A 19,545-nucleotide genomic window follows, 5' to 3' on the forward strand; every position below is an offset into this window, starting at 1 on the left:
GGCAAAAATGAGAATCCCGAAGACTATCGCATGCGGGTCAAGATAAAAAGCGGGTCTATTGCCATAAAATGTAGTGTGAATAAGCCTTTGGAGGCCGAAAAGGACCTGATCTTTTGATAGCAGGCGCAGCGCGCCGCAAATAATGGTAACAAGCACTTCCAGGGACTTACCCGTAGCCGCAGCGCGGCGGGAATCTTTTCGGGGGAGGCTTATATTACCGGTGCGCTGCACCTCTGTTCCAGCTCGTATTCGTTGCTAATAAGCGCAACGCTGCGCTGCAGCTTTGGCCTTTAACCGCTAAATTCCTAAAATTAACCGGACGCGTATGCGAAAACATCCGGGACAAAAAATAGCATGCACACAGCTACAATACCGGTTTTTTGTTGAATCTATGTTGCAAAACCGGCGCCGTAATTCGAAAAAGATCAGGGTCTTATACCCTTAATAACGGGTTTTGTGAAACTCCGCTTCCATTTTCCCCATTTCGGGAAGCGGGAGATCCTGCTGTGCAATTACGATACGATAGGTGAATTTTTTGGATTGGCCGGGCTGCAGCGTAAGGTTCAGTGAATCTTTTCCCTTGCTGAATACCGACCTGCCAAGCGGATTGAGGGCAAAGAGTCCGTAGCCGCGCGCATGCCAGTAGGTGGGGTAACCGGTGTTGGAAGGATGGTCAAACATGCCAATGGATATGGGTGCCCCGTCTTTTTTCCCTTTGAGCAGGGCCCAGGTTCCCTGGCTGCTCCATACCGCATCCCCCTTTAGCCCGTTGGAGGCATAATACATACCGGTGGGTATATTGGTACCGGAGGCTGCTACATTGGTTACATTGCCCTGGTTGTCTGCAAACGACTGGGTTCCTGTTGACGGCATTTCCAGTTCTTTGGCCACCCTGATGGCAAAGAAGCCATCCTTAACATCTGCAAATACCACCGGCCTGTTCAGGGCCGTAAGGGTAGAGGAGCGGGTGATATAAAACCGGTCACCCTTTACTTCAAAAAAATAAGTGGTGGCTTCGTTAAGGAAGGGTTCCCCTGCATGGTTCACCCAGGTAGCGGTGGTCTGCAGCCGGGCCTGGTTTTTTGATGCGGTCTGTTTCAGGATCTTTTGATGCAGGATGGTTCCGTAGTGCTCTTTTTTTGCAGCAGGGATGGCAGAAGAGTTATTCCAGAAATCGACACCGTTCACCGATTCGTAATTCATCCAGATACCCACGTGATGCGGGTGGTCTGTACTTTCACCGGGGATGGGTTTTACCGGGAACCCGCGGGTAATCGTAACGCCGCTCAATGTGTTGACCGGGTAAAGAAACGGTTTGGCAATACTATCGGTATAGCAGAAGGCCGTGAGCAGCCGGCCGTTGTAGCGGACATCTACCTGGTCCTGGCCGGGGCGGGCAATGAGCGCAAAACCTTTTTTTGCAGATTGAGCTCCGGCGGCCAGGGATAACAATGCAAACAGGGCAAGAAGATTCCTTTTCATATCGTTTAATTTGAAGGATCGTTAAGAGGATCAAAGATAAGAAAGGCCGGGCAACAGCCTCAAAAAGAAAAACTGTTGTCTGCCGACAGGCAGACAACAGTTCACCGGAACCGGCCCGGATCAGAACCGGTAGCTTACACTGAACCGTATATTGCGTGGCGGCTCCGTCTGGTAATAGTAAGCAGGTTTTACCGAGCTCCAGTCGCCGTAAACAGAAGGCAGGTCATAATAAGAACCGGTGTAGAGATAGCTGTTGAGCATATTAAATACGTTGAGCGTAAAACGGTACCGGTCCTGCGTATAAAATAACCCGCCATCCAGTTTGAAGTAGTCCGGAAGCTGTTGTCCCCGGGTAGACCAACCGGTGTGCCGGCCGATAAGGGAAGTGAACCCGCCTGAGATACCCAGGCCCTGTAATGCCCCTTTCTGCAGTTCATAGGAAAGCCAGGCGTTGGAAGTGTGCTTTGCATAACCGGGCACAATTTCGCCTACCGCATAAATGCCGGCGGCGCCGGGCGCTACCTTCGTGATCAGGCCTTCTGTAAAGGCGTAGTTGGCCGTGGCTGTAAAGCCGGGAAGGATGGTGCCTCTTACATCAAGCTCAACGCCCCGGGCCACTTTCTCTCCAAGTACGATACTGGTAGGCTGGTTAGGGTTGGGCGCATCCGGATCTGCAGTGAGCTCGTTTTGTTTGAGGATGCGGTATACGGACAGCGTGGTCAGCCAGCGGTTATGGAACCAGTTTTTCTTGATACCGAGTTCCATGTTATTACCGGTAACCGGTTTTATTTTTCCGCCGCCGGTAAGGGTTCCGGTTTGCGGGATAAAGGCCTGGTCGTACAAACCATATACAGAGAGGGTTTTACCGATCGAATAGCTCAGCCCGGTACGGGGAGTGAGATGTTTGGCCGTTGAAAAGTCGGTTCCGGTGCCATAGATCTGGCTTACATCCGTATAACGGCCGGCAAGCGTGAGCCTTAAGCGGTCCCTGAAAAAAGCCAGTTCATCCTGCACATAAACGCTGGAATAGCGCTGTGTCTGGATCCCCCCGGCGGCGATCGCCCGTTCTTCGATGGGCCTGCTGCGGTCAAAGACGGGGTAGCCGTTTGCCGGAACGCCATAGTCCGGATTCCGGGGGTCAAACAGGGCACCTACGGAATCCAGGTCGTGCGATTGCCCCCAGTCTGCATAATATTTTTTATCGGCGGCATCCACACCTGCCAGGATCCGGTGGCGGACGGAACCGGTACGGAATTCGCCGTTCAGGAATACCTGGCCGAGCACCATATTGCTCTTGGCATCCCAGAGGCCGATATTGCGGACCAGGTGACCGTTGGTGGAATCCATCATAGAGGGCCAGGAGCTCATACCCGCCTGGTTGTAGTTGAAATAAGCACCCTGTGCCGTGAGCTTCCAGTTGGTATTAAACGCATGTTCGAAGGTAAGATAAGCACTCTGGTCGTTGATCTTTGTAGGCGGCAGGCCCGGGTTGGTAAGGGTGAAGTTGACGGGATAGGTTCCATACCCGAATTTTGAAAATACATAGTAGGAGCCCACTTCCGTCATTTTTGCAAACTGCCCGTTATACTCCAGGGTTAGTTTGGTCTTATCATCTACCTGGTAGGAGAGCACCGGGGCAATGACGTACCGGTTATTGTATTCAAAATCGCGGTGGGAGCCTTTATGCTGTGCCGCGATATTGAGGCGGTATAATAATTTTTTATCCTTGCTCAGGGATCCGTCAAGGTCCAGGCTACCCCGGTAAAGGTCAAAACTTCCGAGGGTAAGGTTGACTGCTCCTTTTGTAATGCCGGTTGGTTTTTTTGTAACAATATTATACAGGCCGCTTGGATCACCGTTGGCCAGCATAAACCCGGCAGGGCCTTTTACAAATTCGACCCGGTCTACAAAGCTCATATCTTCCGTAAGCGGTCCCCAGTAAGAGGCTACCACGTTAAACCCGTTCCTGAACGCCTGTATCTGGGAACCACGGGCCGTGATGTTGGCATAAAGATCGCCCCAGTGCTCCACCCGCGTGGCCCCGCTTACATTCCGCACCAGCCCGTCGCTCATGCTGATCACCTGCTGCTGAACCAGGGCGGCCTGATCCACTACCTGTATGTTTTGAGGCGTTTCCAGCAGCGGCGTTTTCAGACGCAGGCTTACCGAGGCATGCTCGGTGCCCTTGTGTGCGTTAACAAATACGGCATCCAGCTGCCGGGAGGTCTCTTTAATGATGAAATTTTCGATGCGTGTTTCGTTTGCGCCAACGGTTATCGTTCTGCGCTGGGCCGCTGTTTCTGCTGCCGTTATAACCAGGGTACGGGTGCCGGGACGTATGTTCTTTATTTCATAGGCGCCTTCTTCATCACTTGAAGATTGCTGCCAAGTGCCATCGATGGAGACGGTGATATACCGGGCCGGCTTACCATCAGCCGTGGTAATAGCGCCCTTTATTTTCCCTGGTTGGGCGGCAAGGTGGGCAGAGGTAAAAAGGGCAAAAAAGAGGAGTAAGGAGTAATGCTGCTTCATTATAAACTTGTTTTAAACGGCGCAAATCTATTTTGCCCGGCAGCGAATCATTTACGGGATCAGAAAAAAAGGTTACGGGATCCGGAAAAAAACGGAATGCTTTTATGACCTCCGGGGCTTAAGTGGCGGCTTTGGGAAGCGGCGGTTGCGGGCAAAAAAAAACCGTACCAGGAACTGATACGGTTTTTATTGATAAGTTGTTATCTACGTTGCTTAATGCTCGGGCTGCACTTTGACCGGGGTGCTGGCTTTGTTTTTTTTCAAACCGCCCTTAAGGTCTACCAGTACCGGGGCCGCTACAAAGATAGAAGAGTAAACACCGGTAACGACACCGATCAGCATAGCAAAGGCAAAACCTCTAACGGCTTCCCCTCCAAAGATGAACAGGATCAACACGGTGATAAACACGGTGAAGGACGTCATGATGGTACGGCTTAGCGTATCGTTGATGGCCTTATTCACCAGCGTTTTCTGATCCAGGTTCGGGTACAGTTTCCCGTCTTCCCGGATCCGGTCAAATACCACCACGGTATCGTTCATCGAGAAGCCGATCACCGTAAGGATGGCCGCAATAAAATGCTGATCGATCTCCAGCGGGAAGGGCACCCAGTCCCGCGCATAAGAGAACACGATCAATGTGACCAGCGCATCGTGCAGCAGGGAGAAGATGGTACCCAGTGAATATCTCCAGTCGCGGAAACGCAGGAAGATGTACACAAAGATGGCCAGGATTGCCAGCACAGTGGCGGTTACGGCGCCTCTTTTCAGATCATCAGAAATGGTGGGCAGCACCTTGTTCGTTTTTATCTTATACTTTGTATCAAACTGCTCATAGGTAGCGCCTTGCGGCAGGTAGGATTTTAATCCTTCGAATAACTTATGTGATACGATAGAGTCTGCTTTTGTTGTATTGGGATCGGTGATCAGATAAGAGGTTGTAATGTCAAGCTCACTTGCATCCCCCACTGTTTTAACAAAAGGATTCTCATTGTCAAACGTAGCTTTCAGATCTACCTTTAACTTTTCTACGTCTACTTTTTTACCAAAGTCGATCCGGTAGGAGCGTCCTCCGTTGAACTCAACGCCATAATCAAAACCATGGAATATCGTACCGATCGATAACAGCAGGATCACTACTGAAATGATATAGGCTATTTTCCGGAACTCGATAAATTTAAACGCGCTGTGCTTGAAGATGCTGCGGCTCAGACTGGTAAAGTACTTGAGGTGATGGTTCTTGTTGGTGAACCAGTCGGTTACCCAACGGCTTACCAGGATACCACAGAACAGGGACAGCAACAGCCCCAGGATCTGCGTGGTTGCAAAACCTTTAACCGGTCCCAATCCGAAGTAATAAAGGATAAAGGCGGTGATCAGCGTGGTTACGTGGCCATCCAGTACCGGCGCCAGGGATCGGTTATAACCGTCATTGATGGCCGATATATAGCTCTTGCCCTTGGTCAGTTCTTCTTTGATCCGTTCATAAATGATTACGTTACTATCCACCGCCATACCAATGGTCAGTACCAGGCCGGCGATACCCGGCGCGGTCAGTGTGGCGCCCAGCCCCGCAAGCACACCTACGGTAAAGAGCAGGTTTAAGATCAACGCGATGTTGGCTACCCATCCACTGGTATTGTAATAGATAAGCATTAATATGAATATTACGATAAAGGAGATGGTAAAGGACATCAAACCTCCTTTGATCGCTGCTTCACCCAGGGTGGGTCCAACGGTTTCATCCGAAACGATCTTAGCCGGTGCAGGCAGTTTACCGATCTTCAGGATATTGGCCAGGTCTTTTGCTTCTTCTGCAGAGAAATTGCCGGAGATACTGGAACGGCCGCCTTCGATGGCTTCATTTACCACGGGAGCGGAATACACCTGGTTATCTACTACAATGGCAATATGCTTGCCCTTGTTAGCACGGGTCATATCGGCCCATACACGGCTTCCGATCGCATCCATTTCGAGGGATACATTGGTTTTGCCGGACTGATCATAGTCGGCGCCGGCATTGGTCACATGCTCTCCTTCCAGTTTGGCTTTATCGCGGCCGCCTGTTTTGATGGCATAAAGGGCCACCATATTGCTTTTCTTGTTGCCGATCTTATCGGGCATGCCGTACATCCAGGCAATTTCGGAAGGGAACTGGGAGCGGATAGACGGAGCGGTAAGCATGGCTCTTACGGCAGCAGTATCTTTAATATTTACTTGCCCTACAATGCCCATATCGGCTAAACCGCCTTTTTCATCCACGGGAGGAATAAGCAGGCCCCAAATATGCTTCTGCAGTTCCTGCTGCTGGTTGGCAGCAGCATCTCCTGTTTTGGCTGCATTTTTATCGGCGTTGGCCAGTTGTGATAACTGGTCCTGTATTTTTTTAGCGGTATCTGTTCCGGCTGTTTTTGAAGAATCAGGCGTGGTGGCAGCACCGGCGGCAACTCCCGCTGTGTCTGTTTTAGCGGAGCTGTCTTTTGCTGACTTCCCTGCGTTTTGTGCAAAGTAGATCTCGTCCGCCTTTTGAAGGTTACCCCATAGTTCGGAAATATTATATACTTCCCAGAACTGGAGGTTGGCAGAGGCCTGCAGGTTTTTGCGTACCCGCTCCTTGTCCTGAACACCGGGCAGTTCTACTGTAATGATCTGTTTGCTGGGGTCCGGGTTAATGCTGGGCTGCGCCACGCCGAATTTGTCGATACGGGTGGTGATCAGGCGGGCCGTATTGTCAAAAGCGGCCTTGGCCTGCTCCTGCAGAAACCGGGTTACCTTGGCATCATTATCGGTCACTTTCAGGCTCTCGCGGTTGGCCGTTGCAAACAGCGAAGCCAGTGGGGTGTTGGGGCTTAGTTTCTTAAATTCTTCAACGAAGAGGGTAATAAAGTTGGCATCACTGTTCCCTTTGCGGTTATCGGCATTTTGTAAAGCCTTTAAAAAGTTAGGGTCTTTTGAATTGTTGGCCAGTGTTTGCAGCAATCCGTTCATCTCCACTTCCATGGTCACGTTCATACCACCCTGGAGGTCAAGACCCAGGTTCAGCTCTTCTTCTTTTGCTTTCTGGTAGCTGATGGCACCGGTAATTCCATAGGTAATGGTTTCATCTTTAGTGCTGTCTTTTAAACGGCTCAGGCGATCGTTGTAATGCTGGCTGAGCTCTTCCTGGTACACATCCTGGGAGTCCTTGTTGGAGGGGAATTTTTGGGCAGCAGTCTGGTAATTGGCATTTACATAATTGTGCGCAATTTTCTCCAATTTCTTTTCGTGGTTGCGAACAAACCATGTAAATGACAGCTGGTAGAGTGAGTAGATAATAAGTAAGATTGTAAAAAATCTAACCAGTCCTTTAAGTTGCATACGTATTTGTTATTTAATCTTTGGTTCCTCTTTAAATTTAAAGGGGGCAAAGATAAGGTTTATAGACATATAGTGGATTTGGTTTTATAAACGGTTTTTCTGCTGTATAAATTTTTGTTTAAGCGTGGATTTTATAGAATATTTCGATTTTTTAGGATTTTAGGTTCGAAGCTGTCTTTGTAACCCCTAAATTTGCGTGAATTTGTTTAAAATTAATCCATAAACGTTTAAAATGTCATTATCTTCTCTTTTACAGCGTTTTAGTGAACCGGAAACGTTGAAAATGGCCAAATTAGGCCGCGAACTGAGGGCACAGGGGATCGATGTGATCGATCTGAGCCTGGGTGAACCCGATTTTGATACGCCCGAGCACATTAAGGAGGCTGCTATTAAAGCCATTAATGACAACTGGAGCCATTATTCTCCTGTTGCTGGTTTTTTAGATGCCCGGGAAGCGGTTTGTACCAAACTGAAAAGAGACAATAACCTGGATTACAGGCCGGAGCAGATCGTCATTTCTACCGGAGCCAAGCAAAGCCTGGCAAATGTAATCCTTGCGTTGGTAGATGATGGCGAGGAAGTGATCATTCCTACCCCGTACTGGGTAACCTATTCCGAGCTGGTAAAAATCGCCCGGGGAAAAGTAGTGGAAATCAGGACCACCGTAGCGCAGAAACTGAAGATCACTGCGGCAGACCTGGAAAAGGCGATTACGCCCAATACCAAAGCCTTCCTGTTCTCTTCTCCCTGTAATCCTTCCGGTGCCGTTTACAGCAAGGAAGAGCTGGCCAGCCTGATGGAAGTATTTAAAAAACATCCGCAGATCTATATCATTTCCGATGAGATCTATGAATATATCAATTATGTAGGTCAGCATGAAAGCATTGCACAATTTGACGAAATTAAAGACCGCGTGATCGTGGTGAACGGCCTGGCAAAGGGATTTGCCATGACCGGCTGGCGGATTGGGTATACCGCCTCTACTGTAGAAGTGGCTAAGGGAATGGAAAAACTACAGGGACAAATGACCAGCGGCACCAATACCATTGCACAAAAAGCAACGGTAACGGCACTGACAGCGGACCTGGCTCCTTCAATGGAAATGACCAGGGAGTTTACCCGCCGCAAACAACGGGTAATGGACCTGATCAGCGATATCCCGGGCATCACCTGTACCGAGCCGGATGGCGCTTTTTATATCTTCCCGGATATGAGCGCTTATTATGGAAAGTCCGACGGGGAAATCACCATCAAGGATTCTGCGGATCTTTGTATGTATATCCTTAATAAAGCGCATGTATCATCCGTGATGGGCGCTGCATTTGGAGAGCCAAACTGTGTGCGCTTCTCATTTGCCAACAGCCTGGAGAAAATAGAAGAAGGCTGGGCCCGTATCAAAAAAGTATTGGCCCTGCTGAAATAAATAAAAAAAACAGAACGCTATTGAAAGGACGCCTGGAAACGGGTGTCCTTCATTTTTCGGGAGGAAGCAAAGTGCGGTGGGAGGGTTTGTTCCGGCGCAATGCTGATTGCCAAGCAGCTCAATAGAGACGAGAGCATGCTTCCTCTTTCTGTAACCATTGGGTCCGGTGCTTCCGGGATCGGCCATCCGGCGTCTGACACCCGGTTATAAATGCAGCTGAATAGAACGCTGACATACAGGAGATTTTAGTAACTTTAAGTGCCGGATCTGCGAAAAGTTAGTCTGCATTCTCACAACTAAATATGAAAATCTTTCTTCCCTATGGTTTGCTTTTATTAGCCGGGCTGCTGCTGTTTGCCCCGGCCGGTAAAATATGGTCGCAGACAAACGGAGCGGTACATATGGAAGCAATGGCATTACTGAACCAGCCGGAAAGTAAAGCCAAAGTGGATTCGATTATTGCTTTTACCATGCGTAACCGTAAGAACAATCTTATGGATACCTTGTTTACGGCGGGATTTGAACTGGTAAAAAAACTCGACTACCAGGCAGCGGAGCCCCGGTTGCTGGATGCCTACGGTGTATATAACCGTGATTTTTCCAAATATGCATTGGCATTGGCCAATCACAAAGATAGCCGGGCGCAGGCACATAAGCTCGGGGATATTACAACAGAGATCCATGCTACCAATAATATTGGGGTAGTATACCGGCGGCTGGATGAAAACGGCAAAGCGCTTACTTATCATATGGAAGCGCTGCGGCTTGCCGAAAAAGTGGGGGACGACTACAGCGCCAGCGTTTCATTAAACAGCATCGGCAATATCCATATCGTTTTGGGAAACTATAAAGATGCGATCCTGTATTTCCGTAAAAGCCTGCCCATTGCCCAAAAGGCCAATAATATGCTGGGTATGGCTATGAACTATAATAATATCGGCGAAGCCTATGAATACATGGGCAAACTGGATTCTGCAGATAAATACTACAAGGAATCGCTTTATTATAATGAAAAGATCAATAACCATAAGGGGATTGCCATCAGCTACAACTCGATAGGGAATGTGTTAAAAAAACAGACCCGGATCAGCGAGGCGATAGCGTTATTCGAAAAAGCGAAGCGGATCACCGATACCCTTGGCGACGGGCTGTACCGGGCCAATAACTACAATAACCTGGGCAATGCTTACCTGCTGCAAAAGCAGTACGATAAGGCCAAAGCAATGTTCTTTGATGCCTTGCTGATAGCCCGGGATATCGGTACAATGACGGAGATCAAAAGTGCCTATGAAGGCCTGATGAAGCTGAACGAACGAACCAGCCACCTGGACTCTGCATTGCTTTATAGCAAACTGTTCAAACAATACAGCGACAGTATTGTAGCAGAAAGCAACAACCGTCATGTGCGGCAGATGGAAGCGATCTATGATACAGAAAAAGAGAAGGCCCGTATTGCATTTCTGGAAGCCAACCGGGAAAAGGACAGCGTTTTAAGAAAGAATGACCGCATTTTCCTGTTTGGAGCATTGATCCTGTTCCTGCTGATCCTGACTTCCGGTATCCTTTATTATTTGCGGTACCGGTTGCTGGAACGTAATAAACGGCTGAGCCAGGAGCTGGAGATCCGCTCGCAGATCGCTTCCGACCTGCATGACGACATGGGCTCCACGCTTAGCAGCATCCATATTTTTAGTGAGCTGCTGCGGAAATCCGGTACCAATAAAGAAGAGCTGCTGACAAAGATCGAGGCCAATGCAAAAGATACACTGGATGCGCTGGATGATATTATCTGGCTGGTAAAACCCTCTAATGATAAGTTCAGCAACCTTTGCCAGCATATCCGGGAGTATGCCATACCCATGTTCCAGTCAAAAGGGATCCGGTTTGTTATCGACTTCCCTGACTCCGTTTCAGAAATGCCCCTGCCCATGGATACCCGGCGGAATATTTTTCTTATAGTAAAAGAGACCGTGAACAACCTCGTCAAATACTCCCGGTGCACGGAAGCCTCAATTATAGCGCGGAACGAAGATGCACAGATCTCCTTTGCTATAAAGGATAATGGAATCGGGTTTGACCCGGATAAACTGACAGACCGGAACGGTATAAAGAATATAAAATCCAGGGCAGGGAAGATCAATGCTGATATTAAGATCGTAACCGCCTGCGGCGAAGGGACCCTTGTGGAGTTTTGGGTGGCAAAAGATAAACCTGTCTATGAAAAATCAACCCCGGTAGCCCCGGGAATGAGAAATCAGAAATGAGCATTATCTTTATTCAAATGCTTTTATATGAAGAGAATTTTTTATTTCCCATTTTTATTACTGACTATGAAGACCATGGCGCAGATCCAGTACCCGGCAACGCATAAAGAGGAGGTTACGGATGATTATTTCGGCACGAAGGTGGAGGATCCTTATCGCTGGCTGGAGGACGATAATGCAGCGGCTACAAAAGCATGGGTGGCAGCGCAAAACAACGTAACGAATGACTATTTGTCTAAGATACCCTACCGGTCGGCCATCAAAAGCAGGCTGGAAGCGTTGTGGAACTATCCTAAGTTCGGCGCTCCGTTTAAGAAAGGGGCGTATTACTATTTTTATAAAAATGACGGGCTGCAGAACCAGGCCGTGCTATACCGGCTAAAGGACCTTAATGGTACTCCGGAAGTTTTTATAGATCCCAATACCTTGAGCAGTGAAGGCATTGCGGCGTTGAGCGGTCTGTCCTTTACCAAAGATGGAAAACTGTGCACCTATTCCGTATCGAAGGCCGGGAGCGACTGGAGTGAGATCTTCGTGATGAATACAGATACAAAGGCATTGCTGGCGGATAAGATCAACTGGACCAAATTCGGAGGCGTTGCCTGGAAGGGGGATGAAGGCTTTTATTACAGCGCTTATGACGAACCGGATGAAAAATCAAAGCTGAGCAAAAAGAACGAGTTCCAGAAAGTGTTCTACCACCGGCTGGGTACTTCGCAGAAAGACGATATTATTATTTACCAGGACAGGGAGCACCCCCTGCGCTATTTTGGAGTAGGCCTGACAGAAGACCAGCGGTTCCTGATCCTGAGCGTTACCGAAGGGACCAGTGGCAGTGAGCTCTGGTACCGCGATCTTAATGATCCTGCACAACAGGAATTTGCCCTGCTGGTAAAGGGATTTGATACGGAGTCGTCCGTGATCGAAAATAAAGGGGCACTGCTCCTGGTAAACACGAATTATGAAGCTCCGAATTACCGGGTGGTGCTGATCGATCCTAAAAAGCCGGAGAGGACGCATTGGAAAACGGTGATCCCCGAGCAAAAAGAAGCGTTGCAGGGGGTAGGCACAGGTGGCGGCTACCTGTTTGCAAGCTACCTGAAAGATGCATCGTCAAAGATCGTGCAATACGATTTTGAGGGTAAGCGGATCCGGGATATTGCGCTGCCGGGGATTGGTACCGCGGGGGGCTTTGGAGCTGAGCAGGAGGACCGGAGTTTTTATTATTCCTATAGTTCTTTTGCAACTCCGCCGGCAATTTATCAATACGATATCGCCTCCGGGAAATCCACGCTGTATCGGAAAACAGCCCTTAGCTTAAACACAGACGATCTTGTAACGGAGCAGGTATTTTTTACAAGCAAGGACGGCGCGCGCGTACCGATGTTCCTGACCTATAAAAAGGGATTGAAAAAAGATGGGAACAATCCCGTGCTCCTGTATGGTTATGGCGGGTTCAACATCCCGATGACCCCGGGGTTTAGCGTCAGCAATGCATTTTTTGTAGAACAGGGTGGTATTTATGCCGTAGTGAACCTGAGAGGGGGGAGTGAGTATGGAGAAGCATGGCATAAGGCCGGAATGCTGTTGAATAAACAGAATGTATTTAATGATTTTATCGGCGCAGCGGAATACCTGATCGCGCATAAATATACCAACAGGAATAAAACGGCTATAAGGGGAGGCAGCAACGGCGGATTGCTGGTAGGGGCTGCTATGACCCAGCGCCCGGATCTGTTTAAGGTGGCTATACCCCAGGTGGGGGTACTGGATATGCTGCGTTTTCAGAAGTTTACGGTAGGCTGGGGCTGGACGGTGGAGTATGGCAGCTCCGATTCTGCGCAATATTTCCCCTACCTGTACCGGTACTCGCCCTATCATAACCTGAAAAAAGGAACCAGTTACCCGGCTACCTTGATAACAACCGGGGATCATGATGACAGGGTAGTGCCGGCGCATTCCTTTAAATTTGCCGCGCGGTTACAGGAATATCATAAAGGGCCCAACCCGGTATTGATCCGTATTGAAACCAATGCCGGGCACGGAGCCGGAAAGCCAACCGGTAAAGTGATTGAAGAGGCTGCCGACATCTGGGCCTTTACCATGTACAACCTGGGAATGAAATTTAAGGAGTAAGCCGCAAATATTTTGTTCTTTTTGCAGGTGATTTCGGGGAAGCCTGCAGCTGTTCGGTCATATTATTGGCCGGGCGGGGAAAAGAGCGCCCCGCTTATATCAATTTAAAACTAAAAACGAGTAATGGAGCAAACAAAGCGACCACTGATGCACGAGGATTGGGCCGTTGTATTATTAGGAGGCCTTATTATTGTCCTGGCCCTTTCGGGGCTGGTAATTCCTGTACCTGCATATTCCTGGAAGACCGGGGCAGATCTTACAGGCACGGTCTTTTCTTCATCTAACCTGGCAGGTATCGGGCAGCAGCTGCTGATCGTTTTGCCGGTGGCGGTACTCGCTGCATTGTTAACGGGGAAGCCGGTGAAAACGACGATCCCGGTATTTGGCCTGATCTTTATTATTACGCAGGCTGCCCTTATACTGGCCGGCAACAGTGCTATGCGCGATCTTAACCTTGAGGCTGTAATATTCAGCCTGGCACTGGGTTTGATCATCGGCAACTGCTTCCGGTTACCGGGATGGATCCGTGAGGTGCTGAATGCTGAACTGTATGTGAAGATCGGCCTGGTATTGCTGGGCTGTTCGGTTATTTTTTCGGATGTGATGAAAGCAGGAGGGCTGGGCCTGGTGCAGGCGCTGGTAGTGGTACTGTCTGTATGGTATTTTGCATTCTGGTTGTGCCGCAAACTAAAGGTGGATGACGATTTGACGATGATGATCTCCAGCGCGGTTTCCATTTGTGGCGTATCGGCGGCTATTGCAACTTCCGGGGCCATCAAGGGAGATTCTAAAAAATTATCCTATGTGATCTCGATGGTGCTGGTTACCGCCGTGCCAATGATGATCTTTATGCCTGTTATTGCCAATTATTTTAATTTCCCGGAACAGGTAACAGGAGCCTGGCTTGGCGGAAGCATTGATACCTCCGGGGCGGTAGTGGCCTCCGGGTCGCTGGTAGGGGAAGAGGCGCTTAAGATCAGCACGATCGTAAAGTTTTCGCAAAATGTGCTGCTCGGTATTGCAGCCTTTGCGATCTCTATTTACTGGACCTATACCAAAAGCAGCGCAGCAGGCCGCCAGGAAAAACCCACGCTGGGGGTTATCTGGCAACGGTTCCCCAAATTCATACTGGGCTTTATCGGGGCCTCCCTGCTGTTCTCTTTCTTTGTGACCCCCGAAGTAAACGCATCAGTGAAAAGCGGGCTTAAAAGCATCCAGGGATTATGGTTCGGACTGGCATTTACCAGTATTGGGCTGGAAACAAGATTTGCCGACCTGTTTAAAAATAACAGCAGGAAGCCGCTTTGGGCCTTTCTGATCGCACAATCATTTAATGTGATCATTACACTGATCATTGCATTTATTCTTTTCCGGTAGGGGACCCGGCGCTACCGGGTCTACGCTTGTATGGAGCGCTTCACAAGTTGCACGGTGAGGGCTCCTGGTGTGTACCATAGCCATCAATTTATGGCCAGTGCCTACTACGGCGCCCTGGATCCTCCGGTACCGCGAACGGAAGCCCGCAGCGGATGGTTGAAGGCCCCCGGGATTTCCTCCGGTCTGCCTTTCTCCCTGCTCCGGAAAATAGCGCAAGCAAACCGAATGCCGGGTGCCGCAGGCGCATGTGCGTCAGGTTCATGTTGGTCTGCAGGGGATTGTGGGTAACCAGGGCATAGGATGGACAGGGCAAACGCATCTAAATTGGGTGAAAAGAGCACACCAGGAGCATTTTCAGGCATTGTAAGTGCCTCGTGTTTATAGCAGGATATTAAGAGCCTGTTTAAAATTCATTCAATGGCTTTATTATGGCTGTTTTGGGCTGCAACTGCGTTAAATTTTTCGCCATAGTGGCCTACTATGCCTGCAAAATTTTCCTTGTTTCGCTCCAAAATAGCTTCATAATAAATTCCATCAATAAAATTTAAACAGGCTCTAAAGGGGAAACCCCGGCTCCTGTAGGAGCCGCGTAAAATTTCGGGCCCAACAAACACGCGGCTCCAAAGGAGCCGGGGTTGATAAAACAGCAGATTACTATAAACACGCTGCTCCTCCGGAGCTGAACAATGCTGAAATTAGATGCGTTTGCCCTGATAGGATGGGTACCGGTTCTATATATGGTCAGCTGATTAAGTCCCGCAATCGGTTTGGTCTTTTCCGCTTTTGTCATTGAGTGGCTGTTGCACAACATGACTTTAAAAATGCCGGCAGATTAGCAGAACGGTCAGCGCCTGTCAATTTCGTAGTAAAAATTTGCCGGGCCTATTTAATATTATGATAATACACAATACAATGATCCGTTGTATGGAAAATATTTTTTAAAAGATTGGAATAATAATGCTCAAGCTTTGTTATCAGCGCTTGTGCCTTCGCTACAACTTTAGGTCCTCCCGCATACCTGAGCAGTTTCTTTAAATTGTATGCAGTGGCTGCCATCGTCATACATTTATTGGCCTGTGCTATCCCTTTTGTATTTACTTTTTTCATTCCCAGATAATTTATCAACCTGCCGATGACTGGTTCTACTGTGCCTTGTCTCAATTTCATCAATCTCCTGGCCTTACCGGTTTGCATCCGCTCATGCATTCGGGAATAATAGATCTTATCGATCGGGTCTCTGAGTATTCCGTCTTTTGACTGATACACCTGGCATTGTTCTTTAAAGGGGCAGTTCCTGCAGGATTTCTTGCCTAATCTTCTTTTTATCTGATCTCAAATGAATCCGTTTTACGATGAAATTTGTTGAATTTCGACGTAAACAGCAGGCCCTATATATAAATGACCGCCAAACCGCTGTTTTCCCCCCGCTGTTGCCCTGATAAACCCGTAAGCGGTTGTATTTGATGAACCGCGGGTGGAACGCGGGGCTCATGATCCGGATCCTGGTTGAACCCCGGCCGGGGTTCCCTGCAAATGAATCGCCCATAAACCGACGGCTATCCGGGCATAAACCCATCCACGGTTTTACCGCTTACCTTGATGCATATGCCAGGCGCGGTGCCTTTCCGGGGGCTGTTCCGATGGTAACCGGGATCAGCCGCAGGCTTTATTTCCCGTTTAAGCTGATGGATGTGGGGCCTTTTTGGATCATAAAATAAACGGGTATGAAGATGACTGGATACCCAGGGCGCAGCGCCGGTTTTAAAGGGTCCCTGTTCCGTCAGAAGGATCTGTACCAGGCTGAGGAACGATGGTCCGTATCCTGCCGGGAGCCCGGTAACCCGGGGATCAGCAGGGGCCTTGCGCGATGTTTTCCCATTGATTGACCATATACACAAAAAATCCCGGCAGCCACTGCCGGGATCTGAATATTTTTGATAAAAGCGCCCTTATTTACCAGAGTCTGCTTTGGGGGCTGTTTGGGCAGGTTGTTGCTGAACGCCGTTGCTGAACGGAACGGCGGGGGCTGCCTGGGGTTGCGCCTGCTGTACAGGTTGTGTACTGATATCCTGCAGACGTCCGTTAGTTGCACCACCGGTCTTTGTACCGGATACAAAAAAGGTAGAGAACAGGCACAGTACGCCGATCACCGCTGCAAAGATCCAGGTACCTTTTTCCAGTACGTCATTGGTTTGTTTTACTCCCATAAACTGGCTGCTTACGCCGCCAAAGGTTCCGGCCAGGCCGCCACCTTTGGGGTTCTGGATGAGGATGATAAAACTTAAAATAACACAAACCAGTATGATCAGTATTACAAATAATGTTGTTAACATGAATTATTTCTTTAAATGTTCAATTTTCGCTGCAAAATAAGCTCTTTTAGAGGGATTTAGCAAACTTAATTTTTGATAAATCTCAATGGCTTTTGCTTTATTGCCCTGTTTGGCCCAAACTTCCGCCATGGCAGCAGTCTCTTCGTTTTGTCCATTGAGGGATTTTTCAGCCATTTTTTCGATAACGGCTTCATTTTTAATGCTAAACCGGATCCCTGAGGTTGCTTCCGGAAGCCGGCGCATTTCCTTCAGCCAGGAGGTAAAGCTCTTCAGCTGGCTCCCGAAACGGTCGCCTGTATTGTTGTCATCGCTTAACTGGATTCCCTGGGAGGCGAAATAGTCAACTGTATAATAGGGTGTAAACAGCAGGTTGGCCTTTGCCGTATCCAGCGGCTCCAGTTTCAGGCCCGGGATGGGAATGGGTGCTTCGGAGGTATCGGGGCCTGCTTCGGCGTCTGCCTGCTGAACTTCTGTGTCATGGGCCGATGCCGGGGGAATTCCGGAGGCGGGTCGTTGCTGTTCTGCAAAAAACTGGTATTGGAGCAGTAAGGGATCTTTAAAGTAAAGCAGGGTCTTTTGCCATTGACCGGCAAACCCCGGATCCTGTGTTTCCTTAAGACGCGCGGCCAGCAGGAGCTGCAGGGCCGGGGCATAAGGATATTGCCGGGCCAGCTGTTCCAGGGCGGCCACCGGCATGGGCTGCTGCTGGTGGGGGAATGTGGCCCATGCGATCGTATTGATAAAATGATTCATCTGCTTGTTTTTTATTGATTTTGGTCAGATGGAATTTTGCATAAGAAAATATTCATGCTGCTGCGTATGAAAATGAATATTTTCTTGTGCTGCATTTCATAATTACCAGTTGGAGAATATCCGGTTAAAAACATCGTCGGAGAGGCTTCTTAGCATTTCCGTTTTCAGTTCCTGCTCAGCCTGCTGCAGGGCCAGTGTTCCGTTATAGTCAAAGCTGCGGGTGACGTCGTATTTACTTACTTTCTGAGAATGATTGTCGCGGACGTCCACGTGTACGCCTACATTTAACCGGTTGGTATTGGCCCGCTGGTTGGAGATACCGGAGGTGGAGAAGGAGTAGGAGGTAATGGTACAATTGATATCCCAGTCGGCATCGTCTCCGTTTGTTTGCTTAAGACGGGTCTGGCTGGTGATCTTTCGCTTCAGGCTTTCCGTTAGTTCAGGCGCCAGCTGCGGGTTTACATAGGACGCCTTGTTCTGGATAATGCCGACGCGGACAATCCTGATGCTGTCCGGTATACTTACATCCTTGAACTTGTAAATGCCGCAGCCTGCCTGGGCAAATGCGAGCACCAGCACGGCAGATATGGTCAGCGCTGCAAAAAAGGTTTTATAGCTCTTCAATGTCATATTCTTTTAGTTTTCTGTAAAGGGTGCGTTCGCTGATGCCAAGATCCAGCGAGGCGTCTTTACGTTTGCCTTTATGCTTTTTAAGGGCTTTGATGATCAGTTCCTTTTCCTTTTCCATGATATTCAGGCTTTCGTCTACCTCTTCGTGTTCATCAATGGTATTATCCATAATTACCGGTGCTGCCGGCTGCGGCATACTCAGCTGTACGGGCTGGTAAGTGGTGGCAGGGGCCGGCAGGTAGCCGGATTCATGTCCATTGTTCAGGTCCTTAAGCTCATTGATCAGCGATGGGTTCTGTGCAGCAACCGACGGGTTTTGCAATACTTCGAGGAACATTCGTTTGAGCTCGTTTACATCCTTTTTCATGTCAAAAAAAAGCTTATAAAGAATTTCCCGTTCGTTTTGAAATTCATTTTGGGGCTGGGCCTGTGAGATCGCAGGCAGGCGGTTGCTGGAATAGGGCTGAAGATAGCGGCTGAGCGCTTTGGCCGAGATCTGCTTGTTCTCCGACAGGACGGAGATCTGCTCTGCTATATTCTTCAGCTCCCGGATATTTCCGGGCCAGGGATATTCCAGCAATAAACTTTTAGCTTCCTCATCCAGCTGAACCGAAGGCGTTTTATACTTGTCGGCAAAGTCTGCTGCAAACTTTCTAAAGAGCAGTACAATGTCTTCTTTCCGGCTCGAGAGCGAAGGTACCCGGATGGGTACGGTACTCAAACGGTAGTAAAGGTCTTCCCGGAACTTGTTTTGCTCTACCAGTTTGAGCAGGTCTTTGTTCGTAGCAGCGATAACCCGTACATCTGTTTTCTGCACCTTGCTGGAGCCTACACGGATATATTCACCCGCTTCAAGTACCCGCAGCAGCCGGGCCTGGGTGCCCAGCGGCATTTCGCCGATCTCATCCAGGAAAATGGTACCACCGTTCACTGTTTCGAAATAACCTTTACGCGCATCCACGGCCCCGGTAAACGAACCCTTTTCATGTCCGAACAGTTCAGAGTCGATCGTGCCTTCCGGAATGGCACCGCAGTTGACCGCAATAAAGGGATTGTGCTTCCGGGAGGATAGCGAATGGATGATCGAGGAGAAAGCTTCTTTACCCACGCCGCTGTCCCCGATGATCAGTACGGTAAGGTCTGTGTTGGCTACCTGCACAGCTACCTGTAATGCATAGTTCAGTTCGGGCGAATTCCCGATGATATTAAAACGGTTTTTTATCGATTGTAGATCCATTTATTTATTATTTCCGGTGCCATG

The 19,545-nt window shown here is 49.0% G+C and carries 13 protein-coding genes; 5 read left to right on the forward strand and 8 right to left on the reverse strand.

The window, feature by feature from the left end:
- Positions 1-441: 441 nt before the first annotated feature.
- The 3 genes from BLS44_RS02135 to secDF all read right to left on the reverse strand — a co-directional run bounded on the left by BLS44_RS02135 (position 442) and on the right by secDF (position 7,368).
- Complete coding sequence (locus BLS44_RS02135) at positions 442-1,482, reverse strand: DUF6807 domain-containing protein (RefSeq protein ID WP_090388357.1); 1,041 nt, start codon at positions 1,480-1,482, stop codon at positions 442-444.
- 120 nt (positions 1,483-1,602) lie between these two features.
- The gene (locus BLS44_RS02140) at positions 1,603-4,014 is read right to left on the reverse strand and encodes a TonB-dependent siderophore receptor (RefSeq protein WP_090388358.1); all 2,412 of its coding nucleotides are present in this window, start codon (positions 4,012-4,014) and stop codon (positions 1,603-1,605) included.
- A 213-nt stretch (positions 4,015-4,227) separates the two neighbouring features.
- Positions 4,228-7,368 (reverse strand): protein translocase subunit SecDF, encoded by a 3,141-nt coding sequence (gene secDF / locus BLS44_RS02145; protein WP_090388359.1) that lies wholly within the window; start codon positions 7,366-7,368, stop codon positions 4,228-4,230.
- Between the two features lie 232 nt (positions 7,369-7,600).
- Here secDF and BLS44_RS02150 point away from each other — a divergent pair, with 232 nt between their 5' ends.
- From BLS44_RS02150 to BLS44_RS02165, 4 genes are all read left to right on the forward strand, one after another.
- Positions 7,601-8,791, forward strand: coding sequence for a pyridoxal phosphate-dependent aminotransferase (locus tag BLS44_RS02150; RefSeq protein WP_090388360.1), 1,191 nt, complete (start codon positions 7,601-7,603; stop codon positions 8,789-8,791).
- A 302-nt stretch (positions 8,792-9,093) separates the two neighbouring features.
- Complete coding sequence (locus BLS44_RS02155; RefSeq protein WP_090388361.1) at positions 9,094-11,055, forward strand: tetratricopeptide repeat-containing sensor histidine kinase; 1,962 nt, start codon at positions 9,094-9,096, stop codon at positions 11,053-11,055.
- A 27-nt stretch (positions 11,056-11,082) separates the two neighbouring features.
- Positions 11,083-13,191 (forward strand): prolyl oligopeptidase family serine peptidase, encoded by a 2,109-nt coding sequence (locus BLS44_RS02160; RefSeq protein WP_090388362.1) that lies wholly within the window; start codon positions 11,083-11,085, stop codon positions 13,189-13,191.
- A 123-nt stretch (positions 13,192-13,314) separates the two neighbouring features.
- Positions 13,315-14,568, forward strand: coding sequence for a YeiH family protein (locus BLS44_RS02165; RefSeq protein ID WP_090388363.1), 1,254 nt, complete (start codon positions 13,315-13,317; stop codon positions 14,566-14,568).
- Between the two features lie 882 nt (positions 14,569-15,450).
- On the opposite strand, the gene BLS44_RS02180 is transcribed toward BLS44_RS02165, so the two are convergent.
- Positions 15,451-15,894 carry a transposase gene (locus BLS44_RS02180; protein ID WP_090388366.1) on the reverse strand — a complete coding sequence of 148 codons (444 nt, stop codon included), beginning with the start codon at positions 15,892-15,894 and terminating at the stop codon, positions 15,451-15,453.
- Positions 15,895-16,292: 398 nt separating this feature from the next.
- Here BLS44_RS02180 and BLS44_RS26420 point away from each other — a divergent pair, with 398 nt between their 5' ends.
- Entirely contained in the window at positions 16,293-16,454 is a 162-nt protein-coding gene (locus BLS44_RS26420) for a hypothetical protein (protein ID WP_176954284.1), read from the forward strand.
- A 63-nt stretch (positions 16,455-16,517) separates the two neighbouring features.
- Here BLS44_RS26420 and secG read toward each other — a convergent pair whose 3' ends face one another.
- The 4 genes from secG to BLS44_RS02205 form a co-directional block, all read right to left on the reverse strand.
- Positions 16,518-16,901 (reverse strand): preprotein translocase subunit SecG, encoded by a 384-nt coding sequence (gene secG / locus BLS44_RS02190; protein WP_090388368.1) that lies wholly within the window; start codon positions 16,899-16,901, stop codon positions 16,518-16,520.
- A 3-nt stretch (positions 16,902-16,904) separates the two neighbouring features.
- Entirely contained in the window at positions 16,905-17,654 is a 750-nt protein-coding gene (locus BLS44_RS02195) for a hypothetical protein (protein WP_090388369.1), read from the reverse strand.
- A 102-nt stretch (positions 17,655-17,756) separates the two neighbouring features.
- Positions 17,757-18,284: an LPS assembly lipoprotein LptE gene (gene lptE / locus BLS44_RS02200; protein WP_090388370.1), complete on the reverse strand. Its 528-nt coding sequence runs from the start codon at positions 18,282-18,284 to the stop codon at positions 17,757-17,759.
- Positions 18,265-19,521: a sigma-54 interaction domain-containing protein gene (locus BLS44_RS02205; RefSeq protein ID WP_090388371.1), complete on the reverse strand. Its 1,257-nt coding sequence runs from the start codon at positions 19,519-19,521 to the stop codon at positions 18,265-18,267. Before BLS44_RS02205 ends, lptE begins: the two co-directional genes overlap by 20 nt.
- Between the last annotated feature and the right edge of the window lie 24 nt (positions 19,522-19,545).

Source organism: Niabella drilacis, assembly GCF_900101395.1.
In the GTDB taxonomy this organism is placed as follows: Bacteria; Bacteroidota; Bacteroidia; order Chitinophagales; family Chitinophagaceae; genus Niabella; species Niabella drilacis.